A 17,608-nucleotide genomic window follows, 5' to 3' on the forward strand; every position below is an offset into this window, starting at 1 on the left:
GTCGCGGCCGACCCGGTCCGGCTCGGCCCGCGGGCGGGCACCGGGTTCCCGGCGAAACTCCGTGCGGCGCAACGGGTCTTCGACCGCGCCGGAGGCCTGCACGCCACCGGGCTGTTCGACGCCGACGGGCACGCTGCTGTGCCTGCGCGAGGACGTCGGCCGGCACAACGCCGTCGACAAGGTAGTCGGCCGGGCCACCCGCGGCGGTCGGTTGCCGCTGAGGGGCCGTGCTGATGGTGAGCGGCCGGGCGTCGTTCGGGCTGGTGCAGAAGGCCGTCATGGCGGGGATCCCGGTGCTCACGGCGATGACCGTCTACACGGGAGCGCACCGGCGCGGGGCCGCGGCCACGGCGCGTTAGCCCGAACAGCGTCCTCCGCGCGGATGATGCCGCGCGGCGGACGCGATCTTGATCGCGGCGGCATACCGTTCTCCCATGTTGACTGTGAGGGGGATCAGCCGGAGCTTCGGCGACCACCGGGTGCTCGACGACGTCAGCTTCGACGTCAAGCCCGGCCGGATGACGGGGTTCCTGGGCGCCAACGGGTCCGGCAAGACCACCACGATGCGGATCGTGCTGGGGGTGCTCGCCGCACACGGGGGTGCGGTGAGCTGGCGGGGGAGCGAGATCGGGTCGTCGAACCGGCCGGACTTCGGCTACATGCCCGAGGAACGCGGGCTCTACCCGAAGATGAAGGTGCGCGAGCAGATCACCTGGCTCGGCCGCCTGCACGGGATGGACCGGGCCAAGGCCCAGGCCAACACCGACGCGCTGCTCGAGGACCTGGAGCTCACCGGGCGCGCCGGCGACCGGCTGGAGGAGCTGTCGCTCGGCAACCAGCAGCGCGTGCAGATCGCCGCCGCGCTGGTGCACGACCCCGACGTGCTGATCCTCGACGAGCCGTTCTCCGGCCTCGACCCGATCGCCGTCGAGACCGTGCTGGACGTGCTGCGCAAGCGCGCCGCGAGCGGTGCGCCCGTGCTGTTCTCGAGCCACCAGCTCGCGATCGTGGAACGGCTCTGCGACGACGTCGTGATCATCTCGAAGGGCCGGATCGCGGCCAAGGGCTCGCGCGAGGAGCTGCGCCGCAGCCACGCGGGCGAGCGCTTCGAGATCGTCGTCGGGCAGGACGCGGGCTGGATCCGCGACGTGCCGGGCGTGACGGTCGTGGAGCTCGACGGGCCGCGCGCCGTGTTCGAGTCCGCGCCGCAGCAGGTGCTCAAGGCCGCGCTGGAACGCGGTGAGGTCCGTTCGTTCACCCCGGTCGTGCCGACGCTCGACGAGATCTTCAAGGAAGTGATCTGACGTGGCACGCGCCACCTTCACCCAGGCGACCTGGCTCGTCGCCGAACGGGAGATGAAGACCCTCGTCTCCTCCAAGGGCTTCTGGATCGGGTTCGTCTTCACGATCGCCGGCCTGTTCGCGCTCACGGTGCTGCCGACGGTCTTCGGCGGCAACGACCCGAAGGTCGCCGCCGTCGGCTCGGCCGTGCAGGCGGTCCAGGGCAAACAGCTCGACGTGCGGGAGGTCGGCAGCGTCCAGGAGGCCTCCGACCTGGTCCGCGACGACGAGGTCGAGGCCGCGGTCGTGCCCGACGGCGGCGGGATCAAGGTCCTCGCGCTCAACGACCCGCCCAACGACGTCATCCGCCAGCTCGTCGAGTCGCCGCCGGTCGAGCTGCTCGACCCCGCCGCGGTGAGCTCCGCCCAGCGGTCGGTCACGGTGATCGTGTTCGGCCTGGTGTTCCTGATGTTCGGCATGGGCGGCGCGGCCATCGCGCAGAGCACCGTGACCGAGAAGCAGACGCGGATCGTGGAGATCCTCGTGTCCACCGTGCCGGTGCGGGCGCTGCTCGCGGGCAAGATCCTCGGGCACGTGATCCTGACACTGGGCCAAGTGGTGGTGCTGGCGCTCACGGCGCCGATAGCGTTGCGGGTCGCCGGGCTGTCCGAGCTGCTGGCGGTGGTGGTGCCCGCGCTGGGCTGGTTCGTGCCGTTCCTGATGCTCGGGTTCGTGCTGACGGCGTCGCTGTGGGCGGTCGCGGGCGCGCTGGTCAGCCGCCAGGAGGACCTCGGCTCGACGATGGGCCTGGTGATGCTCGCGGTGATGGGCCCGTACTTCCTCGTGCAGTTCCTGTTCGAGAACTCCGGGGCGCTCGCGGTGCTGTCGTACGTGCCGTTCACCGCCGGTGTCGCGATGCCGGTGCGGATGTTCGCGCAGCAGGCGCAGCCGTGGGAGGCCCTGGTCTCGATGGGCGTCCTCGCCGCCACGGTCGTGGTGATCCTGCTCGTCGCGTCGAGGCTCTACACCGGATCGTTGCTGCAGACCGGTGCGCGGGTGAAGCTCGCGAAGGCGTGGGCCCCGGCAGAATAGGGCGCATGACCGCTGACCCGATCCGCCTCGCCGTCGTCGGCCTGGGAGCCATGGGCACCCGGATGCTGACGGCGGCGCTGGCACATCCCGACTACACCGTGGTCGCGGGCGTCGACCTCGCGCCGCGCACGCTCGACGTCCCCGTCGTCACCTCGCTCGGCGAGGTGCTGTCCGATGTGGACGCCGTGTACGTCGCGACCCCGCCCGCCGCGCACGCCTCCGCGGTGCTGGAGGCCTTCGCCGCGGGCAAGGCGGTGTTCTGCGAGAAACCGCTCGCCGTCGACCTCGACGAGGCCCGGACGATGGCCGGGGCCGCGCGGGGACGGCCGAACGCGGTCAACTTCGCGCTGGCGGACATGGCGGGCACGCTCGAGGCCGAACGCCTCCTGCCCGAGCTCGGCGACCTGCGCGGGGCGGAGATCCGCCTGCAGTTCCCGCTGTGGCCCAGGGCGTTCCAGGCCGAAGCCACCTGGCTCTCGCACGCCGAGCAGGGCGGGTTCGTGCGCGAGGTGCTGTCGCACTTCGTCTACCTGACCGACCGGCTGCTGGGACCGCTCACCGTCGAGTCGGTGTCGGCGGACTTCCCCTCGGCCGGCGCGGCGGAGGTAGCGGCACGGGGCGTGCTGCGCGGCGGTGGCGTGCCGGTGCACGTGTCGGTGTTCTCCGGACTGGCGGGGCCCGAGGTCTACGAGTGGACGCTGTGGGGCACCGAGCGGTCGCTGCGGCTGAGCCAGTGGGCGAACCTGTCCACTTCGGACGGTGGTGACTGGGAACCGGTGCCGCTGGAGCAGACCGGATCCGACTACACGCGCCTCACGTCGTTCGCGCAGGCCGTGCGCGGCGAACAGCTGCGGCACCTCGCGGACTTCGAGAGCGGGCTGCGCGTTGCCGAGGTGGTCGAGGCTTTCCTGCGGTAAAGCGCTTGACCCGGTTCGGGAGGATCGGCGGCATGCGGATCCTGTTCGTCACGCTCACCGGTCACGGCCACGTCACGCCCACCCTCGCGGTGGTCGAGGAACTGGTGCGGCGCGGTGCGGAGGTCGGGTACGCGACCGGCTCCGAGCACGCCGAGGCGGTGACCAGGGCCGGTGCGCGGTGGGTGGAGCTGCCGGCGCTGCCGCGGTTCCGCCCGGTCACGGCGAACCCGGTCGGCGAGTGGTTCCGGCACTACTTCGCCGCGAAGGCCGCCACCTACCCGGTCCTGCTCGACCGCTGCGGCGCCGACCGGCCCGACCTGATCTGCTACGACGCCACCAACTGGCCCGCACGGCTCGTCGCGCGGCGGCTCGGCGTCCCCGCCGTGCGGACCCTGCCGCACACCGCGTCCAACGAGCACCACGAGGTGATGGACGTCGAAGTCGACTCCTTCAACGCCGACGACGTCGAGCGGTTCGCGGCCGAGCACGACGTCGAGCTCGACCCGTGGAGCACGGTCGACGCGCCGGAGGAGTGCAGCGTCGTGTTCCTGCCGCGCGAGTTCCAGCCGTTCGGCGACACGTTCGACGACTCGTTCCACTTCGTCGGCCCGGCGCTCGGGCGCAGGCCCGACGAGGAGTGGTCGCCGAGCCGCACCGGCCTGCCGCTGCTGTACGTCTCGCTCGGGTCGGTGTTGAGCAGTCCGGCGTTCTACCGGGCGTGCGCCGAGCAGTTCGGCGACGGCCGGTGGCAGGTGGCCATGTCCGCGCGGGACGTCCCCGCCGTGCCGGGCAACTTCGACGTGCGGCCGTGGTTCCCGCAACCCGCCGTGCTCAAGCACGCCACCGCGTTCATCAGCCACGGCGGCATGAACTCCACGATGGAGGCACTGCACCAGGGCGTGCCGCTCGTCGTGGTGCCGCTGACACCGGAACAGGTCACCAACGCCGAGCACATCGCGGCACTCGGTCTCGGCGTGCACGTCACCGACCACGCCGACCTGCGCACGGCCGTCGAACGGGTCGTGACGGACGGCACGATCCGGGCGAACCTCGACCGGATGCGTGCCGCCATCGACACCAGCGGCGGCGCCGGGAGGGCCGCCGACGTCGTGCTCAGCCGAGCACTTCGCGCAGCTTCGCGCCGAACTCCTCCGGCTTGCCCGCCCAGCCGAACTCGCCGCCGATGAACCCGCCGTGGTGGCTCGGGAACACGACGGCCTCCTGGCCGAGCAGCTTCGCCGTGTGGACGGCCGTCCGCGCGGTGAACGCGTCACCGGTCTCCTCGCCGACCGCGATCACCACGCGGGTGGGCGCGGCGTGCAGCTCGTCGACCCGCGGGTGGTAGTCGGTGATGGCGAGCGACGAGGTGCCCAGCAACGGGTCGTCGCGCGTGCCGTCGTCCCCGGCCGGCATGCCGAACTGAGCGGGGTCCGGTGCGGGCAGGGCGAAGTACTCGTCGGTGAACTCGCCCTGGTGCGAGCTCATCTGCAGGAACGCCGCCATGCCCGCGCCCTGGCCCCGGGCCTGGTAGGCGTCCATGAAGCCGTCGCGGGCGCGGCGCGCGGCGGCCGCGTCGGGCAGGACGTCGATGATCGGCGGCTCGTGCGCCACCAGCGTGACCACGTCGTCCGGGTAGGACGCGACCAGTTCGAGGGCCGTGACCGCGCCGCCGCTGGAGGCGAACAGGTCGACCGGGCCGCCGACGGCCTGGATGACCGCGTGGACGTCCGCCGCCTGCGTCTGCGGCGTGTTGTCGGTGCGGCCGTCGGACCGGGTGCTGCGCCCGAGCCCGCGCGGGTCGTAGGTGATCACCTTGCGGTCGGGGAACTGGGCGCGCAGGGCCGTGAAGCCGCTCGCGTCCATGGGCTGGCCGATCATCATCAACGGGCGGCCCTCGCCGCTCACGTCGTAGGTGATCGCCGCGCCACCGGTGTCGAGAACGTGGGTTTCCATGCGGGTTCTCCCCAGTCGGGTCGGGTCTGGACAGCGTAGTCACCGACGTGCGCCCCGCTGGGCTGACAGGCCGATCGGCCTGCCGTCCTCGTGGACGTGGTCGTGACACCGCGGGCGGCACCACGACCCGCCGGCGGTGGCCGCGTTCCTCACCTCGCCGGCGGCCGGGCAGGTCATCGGTGTGAACGGCGGAGCCGGGCCCGGACGCTGAACGCCACCACCGCCACCAGGACGACGACCAGCGCCACCCACGAGAACTCGGCGAGGTAGTGCTCGGCGGCCTCTCCGACGAAGTAGACGGCCGCCGTCGTGCCCCCGGCCCACGCGATGCCGCCCGCGGCGTTGGCCAGCAGGAACTTCCCGTAGTGCATGCCCATCGTGGCCGCGAGCGGACCGGACAGGATCCGCAGCAGCGCCACGAACCGGCCGAAGAACACCGCCCACGCGCCGAAGCGCTCGAACACGCCGCGGGCGCGGTCGACCTTGGCGGGGGCGAAGTGCCGGGGGAACTTCTCGCCCGCCCACGCGAAGACGCGCGGGCCGAACCGCTTGCCCAGCGCGTAGCCGACGCTGTCGCCGATGATCGCCCCGGCGGACGCGGAGATGCCGACGACCAGCGGCGAGACGCCGTCGTGGTGCGAGGCCATCAACGCCGCCGCGACGAGCACGATCTCGCCGGGCACCGGGATCCCGACGCTCTCGATGCCCACCACCAGGCCGACGACGACGTAGACGACCAGCGGTGGGACGGTGTGGAGCCACTGCGCGAGCACGTCCGCGATCTTCCCCCACCTCGCCGGCATCGGCCACAGAACGGCCCGGTCTCGGTACGCTCCCGATCATCCGGACGAGGGGGCGGTCGTGGCGAGCGAGCTCGGCCCACTGCTGCGCGGATGGCGGCAGCGGGCGGGATTGAGCCAGGAGGCGCTCGCGCACCGCGCGGCCGTCGGCATCCGCACGGTCCGAGGGCTGGAAACGGGTGAACGCACCGATCCGCGCATGGCCACCGTGCGCGCGCTGGCCGACGCGCTGGAGCTCTCCGCGGCCGAACGGGCCGAACTGGTCGCGGCGGCGGGCGGTGCCGGGCCGCCGGCCGCCGAACCGGTGCGGTTCGACCCGCTGCGCGAGGCCGCCGAGACGCTGAAGGTCGCGGTCGGGGCCCGGTGGCGGCGCGAGGAGGAGCTGCGGCAGGTCCACGACCCGGTGCCGCTGCCCGTGCGCTGGGAGGCCGCACCCGCGGCGTTGCGGGACAGCTGGCTCAACATCGGCGGCGAGGTCGACCTGGCGGGACGCCTCGACCAGGTCGTCGAGGTCTACCGGAGGGTCCCGTCGCGGCGGCTCGTGGTGCTCGGGCGGGCCGGGTCCGGCAAGACGGTGCTGACCACGCGGTTCGTCCTCGGCCTGCTCGCGGCGGGGGACGCGGCCGGCCCGGTGCCGGTGGTCTTCGGCCTCGGCTCGTGGCACCCCGGACGGGTCGGCCTGCGCGACTGGCTGGCCGAGCAGCTGGTCCGCGACCACCCGTTCCTCGGCGCGCCGGGACCGGGCGGGACGCTCGCCTCGGCCCTGGTGGACTCGCAGCGGGTGCTGCCGGTGCTGGACGGGTTCGACGAGATCGCGGCGGGGCTGCACCGGCCGGCGCTCACCGAGTTGAACGCGACCACGTTGCCGCTGCTGCTGACGAGCCGCGTGGACGAGTACCGCGACGCGGTGTCCGGCACCGACGTGCTGACGTCCGCGGCCGCGGTGGTGCTGACCGGCCTGACCGGGGACGACCTCGCCGCGTACCTGCCGCGCACCACCCGCAAGCCCGGCCTCTGGAAGCCCGTGCTCGACGAGGTGGCCGCGGGCGGCCCGCCGGCCGAGGCCCTGACGACGCCGTTGATGGTGTCGCTCGCGCGGCGCGTCTACAGCGACACCCCCGACCACGACCCGGCCGAGCTGCTGGAGCTGGGCACGCCCGGCGAGATCGAACGGCACCTGCTCGCGAGCTTCGTCCCCGCGGTGTACGGAGCCGAGGCGGAACGCGTGCGGCCGTGGCTCGCGCACCTCGCCACGCACCTCACGCGCCTCGGCACGCACGACGTCGCGTGGTGGCGGTTCGGCACGTCGCCGCGGGTGACCGGGCTGGTGGTGGGGGCCGCGGTCGGGCTGGCCGACCTCGTGGGCGAGTCGCTGCTGGCCTGGGAGGTCTCGGCGCGGGGCTGGCTCTTCGCGGTGATGATCGGCCTGGTCACCGGAACGGTCTTCGGCGTGGCGCAGTGGCACGTGACGCGGCGGGCGCCGTTGCGGCCCGTGCGGACCCGGTTGCGGCTGCGGGGGCACGGCGGCAGGCGGGTGTGGGTGCGCGGCCTGCTCGGGCTGGGGTTCGGAGGGGCGGTCGGCGCCGCCTACGGGCTGGTGCGGGCGCTGGCGCACTGGCCGGCCCTGCCCGGTCACCGGCTGGGTGCCGCGGTGGCCGTCGACGCCGGGGCGTTCGCGCTGGTGTTCGGGCTCGGCGCCGGCCTGGTCTTCGCACTGGTCGCCGCGCTGGAGGCACCGCTCGACGTGCGGGCGGCGCTGAGCCCGGACGGCCTGCTGCGGGCGAACCGGCGGGCGGTGCTCGCGCTGGTGGCGTTGATGGTGCCGGTGTTCGTGGTGGTCGTCGTCGCGGCCACGTGGGCGGTCGCGCACGGGCTGGCGGCGCTGGGGCTGCCGGTGCTGTGGAGCCCCGCGACGGCGCTGACGCTCGGTGTCGTCGGCGGTGCCGGGGGAGGGCTCGCGTACGTGCTGAGCCTGACCGCGTGGGGCCAGTGGGTGGTGTTCGCGCGGGTGTGGCTGCCGCTGACCGGGCGCCTGCCGTGGCGGTTGCCCGCGTTCCTCGACGACGCCCACCGGCGCGGTGTGCTGCGCCGGGCAGGCGCGGTCCACCAGTTCCGGCACGCCCGGCTCCAGGAGCACCTGGCCCGTTCACGCTGACCGGGCCGGCTCGGACGGCGGCCCGGTCAGCCTGCGAATGGCCCGTCAAAGCACCGACGCAGTGGCGTCCGTCTCGGCCATCGCCTCGGCGACCGTGACGACCACGCGGCCCGCCGCGTCGTCCATCGTGTGCGCCACGGCGATCAGCAGGTGCCGTGTCTCAGTCGCTCTCCGAGGTCCTGCGGTCGTGGTAGGTCTGGCGGGTCTGCTCCGCGTGGCGGTGCATGACCTCGCCGGCCCGGTCGCCGTCGCCGTCCGCGATGGCCGCGATCAGCTCGGCGTGCTCGTTCCACGAGTCGCGGCTGCGCGGGCGGGCGATCGGGGTGTAGTACCAGCGGACCCGGCGGTCGACCAAGCCGATCATCTCGGCCAGGACCTTGTTGCGGCCGATCGCCGCGACGGCCGCGTGCAGGTTCGCGTTCGCGTCGACCAGGCGGTCCACGTCGGCGGCGGCCAGCGCGTCCTCGCCCGCCTTCTGCAGCTTCCTGAGCTGCTTCACGTCCTGGGCGGTCGCGTGCTCGGCCGCGAGCTTGGCGGAGTAGGTTTCCAGCACGCTGCGGACCGCGAGCAGCTGGTCGGCCTCCTCCTCGGTCGGGGTGTGCACGAAGGCGCCCTGGGCGGGCCGCAGGTCGACCCACCCGTCGGTCTGCAGGCGCTGCAACGCCTCGCGCACCGGCTGCCTGCTCACGCCCAGGTACTCGGCCAGCTCGGCCTCGACCAGGTGCTGGCCGGGGGTGAGGGTGCGGTTGACGATGAGCTCGAGCAGTGCGTCGTAGACGGCCTCTCGCAGCGGCGCCGGCCGTTCGACCCGGCGGCTGGCCGCGGCGCTGAGGGAGCTGCGGGATGCCCGGCGGCCACTGGGCGAAGAGGTCATGCCGGGCAGAATACAGCTTTTGGTATGCAAAAAGCACTTCACAGCAATCGAGTGAGGCTATCTGTATGCTGTATGCAATCGTGCCGGGCATGTGATGGCGAGACCCCGGCCGTCGCGCGGCCACCCGTGACATCCGACCCGGCCGAGGCAGCCGTCGCGGTGACGGACCTCGCGACGAAGGTGTGCGGGACCCAGCGTGACCTCGGCATCGAGCGCCGGTTCCGCGACGCACGGGCCGCCGCGGCGATCGAACCGGCCGTCGGCACCCCGCTCGACTCCGCGGAGATCAGACCGCGCGGGTCCTGGTTGGATGGTGGGGTGCACTACAGCGAGGTGGAGCAGGCGGTCCGCGACCTGGTCGCGGGAGCCGACGACGAGAAGCGGCACCGGTTCGGCGCGGAGACGGTGGTCCTGCTGACCACGCGCGACGACCTGGCGGACGCGGCGGAGGCCGAGTTCGACGAGGACGCCCGGCGGGCGTTCGAGCAGGCCTGCGCGGACCCGGCGGGCAGCACGCCGGAGAGCCTCCGGGCGTGGCTCGGCACGATCGACGAGGGCACGCTGTCCGACGGCGACATGGAACCGCAAGTGCTCTGGGCGCTGGAAGCCCTGGAGCACTGGGCGGGTTTCCTCGCCGACCGCGACCCGGAGCTGGTGGTGCAGCTCGCGATCCGGTCGCTCGAGTCGGTCGACTTCGAGGTCTCCGCGCCGCTCGGCGACTTCCTGTCGTCGCCGGAGATGGCGGCGGAGTTCGACCGGATCACCCGGCACCTGGGCTGACGCCCCCGGCCGCGGCTGTCGCGGCCGGGACCCGTCAGGCGGCCAGCGGCAGGAAGTACACGAGCGCGTCGTCCACGCCGTCGAGACCGATGACGTCGTGCGCTAGGTCGTCGTAGAACCCGCCGACGAGTCCGGTGCGGACGTCGTGGTGCGCCGCGGTCACGGTGAGGTTCTGGGCGAGGTGCCCGGCCTCGGTGAACGCGAACCGCAGCGCCCGCAGGCCGTACGTCTCGCGCAGCATCCCGATCCGGACGTAGAGCGCGAGGACCGCCGGGGTGCCCGCGAGCTCGGTCGCCCCGGCGCCGAACCACATCGAGGTGGCCTCGAGGTCCTCGACCGACGGCGCGTCGCCCAGGCGGACCAGGGTCTGGGTCGTCTCGTCCACCTCGTACCGGCCCGGTGCCAGGCCGTCGACGTCCAGCGCGATCAGCCGGACGCGGGCGCAGTAGCGGGCGCCGGCGCTCGGGTAGGGCCTGCGGCCGTCGCTCGGTGCCATGGCGGTCCACAGCAGCGTGCCGAGCTGGTCCGCGGTCAGGGTGCCCCCGAGCTCGCGGCTCGTGCGGCGGGACCGGAGCGCGGCGGCCAGCATGTCGTCCACTGTGGACTGCAACGGGGTCGTGGGGAGCCAGGGCGCGAACTGCGGCGCGCTCGGTGGTGACGTGCGCGGGAGCTGTTCGGTGAAGCCCGGCAGGAACTTGCTCGCCTCCAGGTAGCGGCGGTCCGGTGCGGTGGCGCCGTCGTCGTGGAAGCCGGTCAGGCCCGTGGGGGACAGGGCGGCGGCCGCGGCGGTCCAGCAGATCATGCGTTCCTCGTTGGGGCTGATGCCCAGGCGGTTGAGCAGCATGTGCAGCTGGGAGGCCCAGACGTGCGGCAGCCAGGCGCCGAGCTTCGGGCGCGCGGCGCGGATCTTGTCCACCCAGTACGCGACGGCGCCGGTCGGTTCGCGGTGCCACCGCTCGGCGAGGTCCTGCCCGCGCTGGGAGAGGAGCTGGTGCGCGGCGATGTGGGAGCCGATGGTCGGTGCCGGCGCCCACTCGGAGACGGTGCGCCAGCCCGTGCCGAGGGTGCGCAGCCAGGACGCGGCCCGCGGCAGGTCGAGGTCGAGCGCCGCGGCGGTGGCCATGACGAGCCCGATGGCGGCGCTGAGGCGGGCGCTGTCCGTGCGGGCGGCCCGCAGGACGGCCACCGCGACCTCGGTGCTGCGGCAGAAGAGGTCCTCCGCGACGGGCAGGGCCTCCCGGCCGCCGTACCGCGCGGTCTCCGGGACGTACTCGACCACGCGGACGTCGCCGTGCGGCCACCAGCCCGGTTCGTCGTCGGTGGTGGCGAAGTCCTGGGCCGCGACGAGCGCCGCCAGCTCGGCGCGGAGGTCGCCGGGGTCGCCCCGGAAGCGGACGCGCAGGTGCGGGCCGGACTCCCAGTACCGCAGGAAGAACCACTCGCGGCCCGCCAGGGCGGGGGCGAGGGAGTCGGCGACGAACGTGTCGACGTCGGCTCGTTTCCAGTTGACCCTGCAGTGCAGGCCGGTCCAGGTCACAGCTGCTCCTACGGGAACGGGTGCGGGTGCGGGTTGCGCAGCTCGGCGAGCCGGGGCAGGCCGCGGGTGCGGCGCTGGAGGTGGCCGAACGTCATCGGCAGCGCCCCCGGCACGAGCACCTTGGCGCAGTGCAGGCCGAACCGGCTCGCCGTCACCGGGTCGGTCTGGTCGACCGCGATCACCTCCAGCCGGGCGGCGTAGCGCTCCAGGAGCTCCTCGAGGCTCGTGTGGTCGCGCTCGTCGGCCAGTGCGGTCGTCGTGTCACCGACGAGGAAGTCGTGGCGGTGCGCGGCTTCCGGGAGGGTGTTGACGGCGACGTGGTCGTCCATCGTCCTGACCAGCGCCGGGTCGTCCAGCAGCCGGCGCAGGCGTTCCCCGGCGTAGTCGCCGGGACGGGCGCGGACCCGGTCGGCGAACGACTCGACGTCCACGGCGACCTCGACCGCCGCCGAGCGCATCGCCCGCACCGGGTCGGGGCTCGCGCCCGCGGCGAAGAACGCCCTGGGCAGGTCGTCGCCGGTCCGCGCCAGGGTGAGGACGGCCGGAACGCCGAGGTCGGTGGTGGCGTCCAGGAACAGCAGCTCGTAGCCGCGTTCCTCGAGCCGGTCGGTGAGGTGGTGCAGCAGCGGGTCGTCCGGGACCTCCAGCCGCGCCAGCGGTGTCCGCCCGTACCAGGCCAGGAGGAACGCGTCGCGTTCGGCGACCTCGAACAGGCCGTGCAGCACCGCCTCGGTGAGGCTGTTGCCGAGCCCGCAGCCGTTGGACGTCTCGTACACGAACCGCTGCTCCGGCGGTGTCTGCGCGCCGTAGTACGCGATCTGCTCCGGGACGAGGACCGGTTCCCGGGCGGTGTGGGACCAGCCCCGCACCCACCGCAGGCGCAGGTCCGGGGTGTAGCGGTCGCCGAAGTCGCACAGGCCCAGCCGCGCGGGGTCCAGCGCCCGGTCGCCGAGTTCCGCGAAGGACGCCTCGACCGCGGCGCCGTGGCGGGGGCGCAGGCCGTTCAGGCGTTCGACCGCTTCGAAGATCGCCACGCGCTCGGCCTCGTCGAACGTGGTCGTGCGGCCGTGACCGGCGGTGTGGTGGTCGAGCTCGGCGGTGACGGTGGCCAGGGGGAGGTGGCCCGCGCGGAACAGGGCGGGGATCGGGCCGTAGCGGAAGTCGACCAGCGTCCGGAGCCTGTCCACCGTGGTCAGGTCGTTGGCGGACCGGAGGGCGTTCGGTTCGATGGCCGTGGGGGGTGCCGGGGTGTCCACGGGACAGCAGGTGAGCTGGTGGGTGGACACCACCCCGAGGTCTGTGCGGAGCGCGATCACGCTGTCCGCCTGCGGATGCAGCAGGTCCACGAGCGGCCGGAAGGCCGGTGCGACCAGGCCGCCCACGACGGCGTGCGCGGGAGCGCCGTTCACCGCCAGCCGCGCCCGTTCCGAGTGCTCCGCGCACTCCTCGCTCGCCGGGCCGACGAGGACGAGTCCGCCATCCGCCCGGGTCATCGGGCGTCCACCGCGTAGGCGACGAGTCCGGCGCAGGTGAGTTCGGCGTCGAGCGGGAGCGGCGTGATCCGCACACCCGGCAGCCGTTCCAGCACGTGCTGGAGCTCCTCGTCGCCGGGACCGGCGCCGTGGACGTGCGCCGTGCCGTCGCGGCCCGCCTGGGCGTGGCCGGTGGCCGCGAGGCCCGCGAACGCCACCGCCCGTGCCGCCGTCGCCTCGACCGCCCAGGCCAGCACCTGTTGTCCCTGGCGGACTTCCGCCCGGTAGGCGCCGCGGGCGAGCTCGCGGACGTCGACGACGGCGGGCTGCCCGAAGCGCACGGTCAGCGCCTTCCACCACCGGCGGGCGGCGCGGTCGGTGGTCCACCCGGCGGGGTCGGCCGGCTCGCCGGGGACGTGACGCGCGGCGACGCGCAGTGCGGCGCCACGGGCGTGCAGGTCGCCGACGCCGATCACACCGTCGGACTTGAGGGCCTTCAGGGCGGCGTCGAGCCGGGCGTCGTCGGCCGTGGTGCCGATGCCGAGGGCGCCGTCGCAGGTGGCCAGGTTGACCGGGACCTGGGAACCGAGCACCGGCGGGCCTGCCGGGCCCAGCTCCTCGTCGGTGAGGGCCTCCAGGACGTTCTGCGGCGGCGGACCGGCCAGCAGCGGGTGGTGGCTCGACCGCAGGGGACCGGTGCGGGCCACCAGCGCCCCGGCGGGGTCGTCCAGCCCGATCAGCGCGCACAGCAGGCGGTGCACCGCGGCGCACCCGACCAGGGTGGCGAGGACCCCGGCGGCGTCCTCGACGAGACCGAGCCTGGCCGCAGTGCGGGTGATGACTTCAGTGTCGAATGAAGAAGACGATCCCGTGGCCGGCAGGACGTAGCCGACGTCGGCACCGCACCCCGCCTGGACGACAAAACCTCCCGCCGAGAGCCGGACCTCGCTGCCGGTTCCGGGGCGCAGCCGCGCGGACAGGCCCGTGGCCCGCGCCGACCGCACCACGGCCTCCGCCAGCGGACCGCTCCCGGTCACCTCGGCCACCGCGGACCGCAGCCGTCGCCAGGCACCGACCGGATCCGGGGCCGCCGACTCCAGCCAGTCCCGGATCTCCGGCTCCGGTGCGTCGGCACCCCACGGCCGCGACGTCCAGAGCATGTCGTGCTCCCGCAACTGCTCCAGGACCAGCTCCACGGCCGCGCGCACCGCCGGCGCCGTGCCGTCGGGAACACCCAGCGCGTCCTCGGCGACCCCGGCGCGCAGCTGCGGTTCGAGGCGCTGCCACACCTTCCACAGCCCCGCGCCGCCCGTGATCGTGCAGGCCGACGCCCAGCCGCGCAGGTGCAGGCCGTTCGCCGTCGGGGTGGCGCGCACGACGGGGCGCAGCCGCACCAGCACGGGCCTCACCCCGCCTTCGGGAGGGCGGCGAACTGCTCCTGCCAGGTGGTGCCGCACACCTGCTGAGCGGCGCGGCTCAGCAGGTGCGCGGCGGCATAGCGCTCCATCGGCGTCACGTCGCAGATGGCCAGCAGCTGGTACAGGACGTTGGTGCCCAGGCGGTAGACGGTCATGTTCCGCCGGATCGCCGGGTCGGTGAGGTCCGCGTTCCACAGCGCCGTGTGGTACTCGCTGAACGTCGTGCGCTCGCCGTAGTCGTAGCGCCGGACGGTGGCGGGGTCGCCGATCTCGTGCGCGCGTTCGCCGTGCCGCGGGTTGACCTCGTCGAGCAGCCCCGCGTCGTAGGAGGCCTCGGACCGCAGCCGCAGCGCGATGGTCCAGGTCTGCCAGGCGGCTTCCAGCTGCGTGGTGGGGTGGCCGAGCGCGACGCGGGAGACCAGGGCGCGGGCGGTCTCGGCGTGGGTCTCCCACAGGGAGTCGAGCTTGGCGCGCACGGACCCGGTGGGATCGCCGGCGAGCAGGAAGTCCTCGACGTGCGAGAGGAACGAGTGGTAGCCGTACCGCAGGCCGCCGGGGTAGCGGCCGGCGTGGACGGCCATCGCGGTGAGCGCCAGCGTCGCGCGCGGCACGTCCAGCGACTCGCGCAACGCGGGCACGCCGAGCCGCAGTCCCTCGAAGCGCAACGAGATCTGTTCGGCGGGCAGCAGTTCGCGCAGGCGGGCGACCGAGGTCGGTTCGATCCGCACGGAGTTGTTGGGGTGCAACGGGGTGAACGGCGGCAGCAGCAGCTCGGCCAGGGCGGCGGACCGGGCGTGGGCGAGCTGGGCGTCCTCGGAGAGCTCCACAGTGGACGGATTGGCGGCCACGTACGACCGCAGCAGGGTGGCCAGCAGCAGTGCCGCCCCCTCCGCGGACGGACCGAGGAGCCGCACCCGCACGTGCGGGCCGTGCAGCCAGTGGCGTTCGACGTGCCCGGCGACATCGGGGAACGACGACGTCACCGCGGCCAGGGCGGGCAGCACGCCGTCGCGCAGCAGCGGCGCCTTGACCGGGTCGTGGTAGCAGCAGACGACGTCGGTCATCCGGCCCTCCGGTAGGTCTCCGCGACGATTTCGAGCACCTGTCCCGACGGCACCGGCAGCGCCTCGGTGAGCCGCACGCGGCCGGGGTAGCGGGACAGCAGGCGCGGCAGGCAGCGCAGGTGCAGCGCGTTGGTGAGGTCGAGGTACTGCGGCTTCGGCCCGTTCACGCGCGCCTCGAAGTCCTCGCGCGAGGTGATCTCGCCGCCCATGCCGGCGAACAGCTGGGCCGGCAGCCCGTGCCGGGCGCGGAACGCGGCCACCTCGGCCACACCGGACAGCGCCGGCGCGGGGAAGTCCCACGAGCGGCGCGCGAGCAGCACGTCGCGGTAGCGCAGGCGCCCGGCGACCCGGACACCGGACGACTCCGCGATCGGTTGCAGTGGCGTGAGGTCGGCGGCGCCGCAGGCCAGGTCGGCGTGCAGGGCGGCGGCGCGGTCGGGCAGCGAGACCGGCATCAGGTAGCCGAGGTAGAGCACGTCCACGACGGCGCCGGAGTCGCGGCGCCGCAGCCGCAGCTCGTCCTGCTCCTGGTCGTGGAACAGCTCGAACGCGTCCGGCGTGTGGTCGGCCCAGCGCGGGTCGTCGCCGATCTCCGCGCGGCCGAGCAGCGGGTGCAGGTTCGGGGTGAAGCCCTGCACCGGCCGGTACTCGGCGAACCCGCGCGGGAACACACCGTCCAAAGTGGCCCGGACGGTCGCGTAGGCCTCGGGTGGCAGCAGGTCGAGGAACCGGCCGGGGAAGCGGCCGAAGCCGTCGTAGACGTGGTTGACGACGAGACCGGTCCCGGTCGGCTGCGCGAAGAACGAGTACGACACCGGACGGGTCTTCATCCACGCGGGCAGCAGGTCCGCGGCGGCCTCGACCGCCTCGTCGGTGATCTCGCCGTCCCGCACCAGGTCCGCCACCTGTGCCCGGCTCGCCCCGAGCCCGCCGGTCGGCGCGCCGGACATCGCCTCGTGCAGCACGGGAGCGCAGGCGGCGAGGCGGGCGGACCCGCCGCGGCCGAACTCCTGCACGAACCGGTCGCGCGAGTCCCGCCGGATCGCGAGGTGCCGGTCGAAGAGCATCAGCAGCGGTGTGAGCGAGGCCAGCGACCGCACGCCGTCGTAGCCGTGCCGGCGGCCGAGGCGAACCGGTTGCGGCAGCACGACGTCCTCGCTCACCGGCGCGACCCCGCCGAGGTCGGTGCCGACCAGCGCGCCCAGCGACTCCCACGCCTCGAAGAGGTCTTGCAGCGCCTCGGGACGCGCGGTGGCGTCGAGGTCGGCGAACGCCGTGGTGGCGCGGTGGATCGCGAGGACGCGGTCGGCGATCGCGGACCGGCCGGTGTCGCGCAGCCACGAGGCCAGCGCGGGGCAGGCGTGCGGGTCCTGCGGGTCGACCGGCAGCACCGGGACCAGCAGCTTGATGTCGAGCAGCAGCGCGACGTAGCCCTGCGCCCGGTGCGCCTCGCCGTCGGGCAGGCGGGTGGCGAGCGCGCTCGCGAGCTCGGCGGGGCTGATGCCCTTGGGGTTCGCGGCGGTGAGGCCGGCGAGGAACCGCAGCGGCGGGCTCGACGCCAGTTCGACGCTCTCCTCGACGCCGACGGACGCGCGCAACGGCCCGGTGGCGGGTACGTCGCGGCGGAACCTCATCCGCGCCGCCTCCTCGTGCACGTCCGGCGCGAGGCGGTGCGGGTGGTCGAAGAGCAGGGTGCGGTCGGAGACCAGGGCGGCGACCAGCCGGGTCAGCAGCACCTGGCTGACCCGCGTCACGGCGACCGGCGTGTCCCAGTGCGGCGCGGGCGCGTCCGGCGACCACGTGGCCCAGCCGACCGAGGCGTACCAGGACAGGGGACTGGTCTTCGCGGTGGCGCGCAGGGCGTAGCGCAGCACGGACGGCTCGGCCTTGCGGGCCCGCCGGTCACCGGCGCCGGCGCGGTCGAGGCCGTGCCACAGGTCGCGCCCGCTCAGCACGGCCGCGCGCCGCAGCGGTTCCCCGGCGCACACCGACGCGAGCACCGCGCGTTCGGCCTCGAGGGCCTCGGGGAACAGGGCCTGCGCCTCGTCGGCGAGCGCGCGGCGTTCGTCGAGCAGCGCGAACCACCGGACGAGCTGCGGGACCCGTTCGGCGAGCGGTCCGGCGGCGGCGCGCAGGGCGGGGCGCGGTGTCCGTCCGTTGTGGACGTCGCGGCGCAACGGCAGCACCACCCGGCGGTCCTCGCCGGCGCTGTCGTGCAGCAGGTCGCCCAGCGGCCCGGCCAGCGCGAGCAGCTCGCTCTCGACC

14 protein-coding genes and 1 pseudogene are annotated in these 17,608 nt (G+C 74.1%); 7 read left to right on the top strand and 8 right to left on the bottom strand.

Annotation, left to right across the window (positions count from 1 at the left end; translation table 11 throughout):
- From ACFWGZ_RS28385 to ACFWGZ_RS28405, 5 genes and pseudogenes are all read left to right on the top strand, one after another.
- Positions 1–311, top strand: a pseudogene (locus ACFWGZ_RS28385) (formate dehydrogenase accessory sulfurtransferase FdhD); the annotation flags it as partial.
- Between the two features lie 123 nt (positions 312–434).
- The gene (locus tag ACFWGZ_RS28390; protein WP_382454635.1) at positions 435–1,304 is read left to right on the top strand and encodes an ABC transporter ATP-binding protein; all 870 of its coding nucleotides are present in this window, start codon (positions 435–437) and stop codon (positions 1,302–1,304) included.
- A gap of 1 nt (position 1,305) precedes the next feature.
- Positions 1,306–2,373, top strand: coding sequence for an ABC transporter permease (locus ACFWGZ_RS28395; RefSeq protein ID WP_382454636.1), 1,068 nt, complete (start codon positions 1,306–1,308; stop codon positions 2,371–2,373).
- A gap of 5 nt (positions 2,374–2,378) precedes the next feature.
- The gene (locus ACFWGZ_RS28400; protein ID WP_382454637.1) at positions 2,379–3,290 is read left to right on the top strand and encodes a Gfo/Idh/MocA family protein; all 912 of its coding nucleotides are present in this window, start codon (positions 2,379–2,381) and stop codon (positions 3,288–3,290) included.
- Between the two features lie 32 nt (positions 3,291–3,322).
- Positions 3,323–4,477: a macrolide family glycosyltransferase gene (locus ACFWGZ_RS28405; RefSeq protein ID WP_382454638.1), complete on the top strand. Its 1,155-nt coding sequence runs from the start codon at positions 3,323–3,325 to the stop codon at positions 4,475–4,477.
- On the opposite strand, the gene ACFWGZ_RS28410 is transcribed toward ACFWGZ_RS28405, so the two are convergent.
- Positions 4,404–5,243, bottom strand: coding sequence for an alpha/beta fold hydrolase (locus ACFWGZ_RS28410; protein WP_382454639.1), 840 nt, complete (start codon positions 5,241–5,243; stop codon positions 4,404–4,406). The two genes, ACFWGZ_RS28405 and ACFWGZ_RS28410, sit on opposite strands and share 74 nt — an antisense overlap.
- Positions 5,244–5,416: 173 nt before the next feature.
- A complete protein-coding gene (locus tag ACFWGZ_RS28415) occupies positions 5,417–6,046 on the bottom strand; it encodes a DedA family protein (RefSeq protein WP_382454640.1) in 630 nt (209 codons plus the stop codon).
- Positions 6,047–6,104: 58 nt separating this feature from the next.
- Between ACFWGZ_RS28415 and ACFWGZ_RS28420 the strand changes: the two genes are divergently transcribed.
- A complete protein-coding gene (locus tag ACFWGZ_RS28420) occupies positions 6,105–8,198 on the top strand; it encodes a helix-turn-helix domain-containing protein (RefSeq protein WP_382454641.1) in 2,094 nt (697 codons plus the stop codon).
- Positions 8,199–8,358: 160 nt separating this feature from the next.
- Here the strand turns inward: ACFWGZ_RS28420 and ACFWGZ_RS28425 are convergent, their stop codons facing one another.
- Entirely contained in the window at positions 8,359–9,072 is a 714-nt protein-coding gene (locus ACFWGZ_RS28425) for a GntR family transcriptional regulator (RefSeq protein ID WP_382454642.1), read from the bottom strand.
- Positions 9,073–9,198: 126 nt separating this feature from the next.
- On the opposite strand from ACFWGZ_RS28425, the gene ACFWGZ_RS28430 reads away from it, so the two are divergent.
- Complete coding sequence (locus tag ACFWGZ_RS28430) at positions 9,199–9,852, top strand: hypothetical protein (protein ID WP_382454643.1); 654 nt, start codon at positions 9,199–9,201, stop codon at positions 9,850–9,852.
- A 34-nt stretch (positions 9,853–9,886) separates the two neighbouring features.
- On the opposite strand, the gene ACFWGZ_RS28435 is transcribed toward ACFWGZ_RS28430, so the two are convergent.
- The 5 genes from ACFWGZ_RS28435 to ACFWGZ_RS28455 form a co-directional block, all read right to left on the bottom strand.
- Complete coding sequence (locus ACFWGZ_RS28435; RefSeq protein WP_382454644.1) at positions 9,887–11,389, bottom strand: thiopeptide-type bacteriocin biosynthesis protein; 1,503 nt, start codon at positions 11,387–11,389, stop codon at positions 9,887–9,889.
- An 8-nt stretch (positions 11,390–11,397) separates the two neighbouring features.
- Positions 11,398–12,882 carry a YcaO-like family protein gene (locus ACFWGZ_RS28440; protein WP_382454645.1) on the bottom strand — a complete coding sequence of 495 codons (1,485 nt, stop codon included), beginning with the start codon at positions 12,880–12,882 and terminating at the stop codon, positions 11,398–11,400.
- Positions 12,879–14,261, bottom strand: a complete 1,383-nt coding sequence (locus tag ACFWGZ_RS28445; protein WP_382454646.1) for a hypothetical protein — start codon at positions 14,259–14,261, stop codon at positions 12,879–12,881. Before ACFWGZ_RS28445 ends, ACFWGZ_RS28440 begins: the two co-directional genes overlap by 4 nt.
- A 5-nt stretch (positions 14,262–14,266) precedes the next feature.
- Complete coding sequence (locus ACFWGZ_RS28450) at positions 14,267–15,343, bottom strand: hypothetical protein (RefSeq protein ID WP_382454647.1); 1,077 nt, start codon at positions 15,341–15,343, stop codon at positions 14,267–14,269.
- A partial coding sequence (locus ACFWGZ_RS28455; protein ID WP_382454648.1) for a lantibiotic dehydratase occupies positions 15,340–17,608 on the bottom strand: 2,269 nt, incomplete at its 5' end. The genes ACFWGZ_RS28455 and ACFWGZ_RS28450, both read right to left, overlap by 4 nt.

The organism is Lentzea sp. NPDC060358, from assembly GCF_042725365.1.
In the GTDB taxonomy this organism is placed as follows: Bacteria; Actinomycetota; Actinomycetes; order Mycobacteriales; family Pseudonocardiaceae; genus Lentzea.

Bases quoted from the DNA above. Each gene is read 5' to 3' on its own strand.
- ACFWGZ_RS28390 (WP_382454635.1), top strand. From the start codon at position 435: ATGTTGACTGTGAGGGGGATCAGCCGGAGCTTCGGCGACCACCGGGTG.
- ACFWGZ_RS28400 (WP_382454637.1), top strand. From the start codon at position 2,379: ATGACCGCTGACCCGATCCGCCTCGCCGTCGTCGGCCTGGGAGCCATG.
- ACFWGZ_RS28405 (WP_382454638.1), top strand. From the start codon at position 3,323: ATGCGGATCCTGTTCGTCACGCTCACCGGTCACGGCCACGTCACGCCC.
- ACFWGZ_RS28410 (WP_382454639.1), bottom strand. From the start codon at position 5,243: ATGGAAACCCACGTTCTCGACACCGGTGGCGCGGCGATCACCTACGAC.
- ACFWGZ_RS28415 (WP_382454640.1), bottom strand. From the start codon at position 6,046: ATGCCGGCGAGGTGGGGGAAGATCGCGGACGTGCTCGCGCAGTGGCTC.
- ACFWGZ_RS28425 (WP_382454642.1), bottom strand. From the start codon at position 9,072: ATGACCTCTTCGCCCAGTGGCCGCCGGGCATCCCGCAGCTCCCTCAGC.
- ACFWGZ_RS28440 (WP_382454645.1), bottom strand. From the start codon at position 12,882: ATGACCCGGGCGGATGGCGGACTCGTCCTCGTCGGCCCGGCGAGCGAG.
- ACFWGZ_RS28450 (WP_382454647.1), bottom strand. From the start codon at position 15,343: ATGACCGACGTCGTCTGCTGCTACCACGACCCGGTCAAGGCGCCGCTG.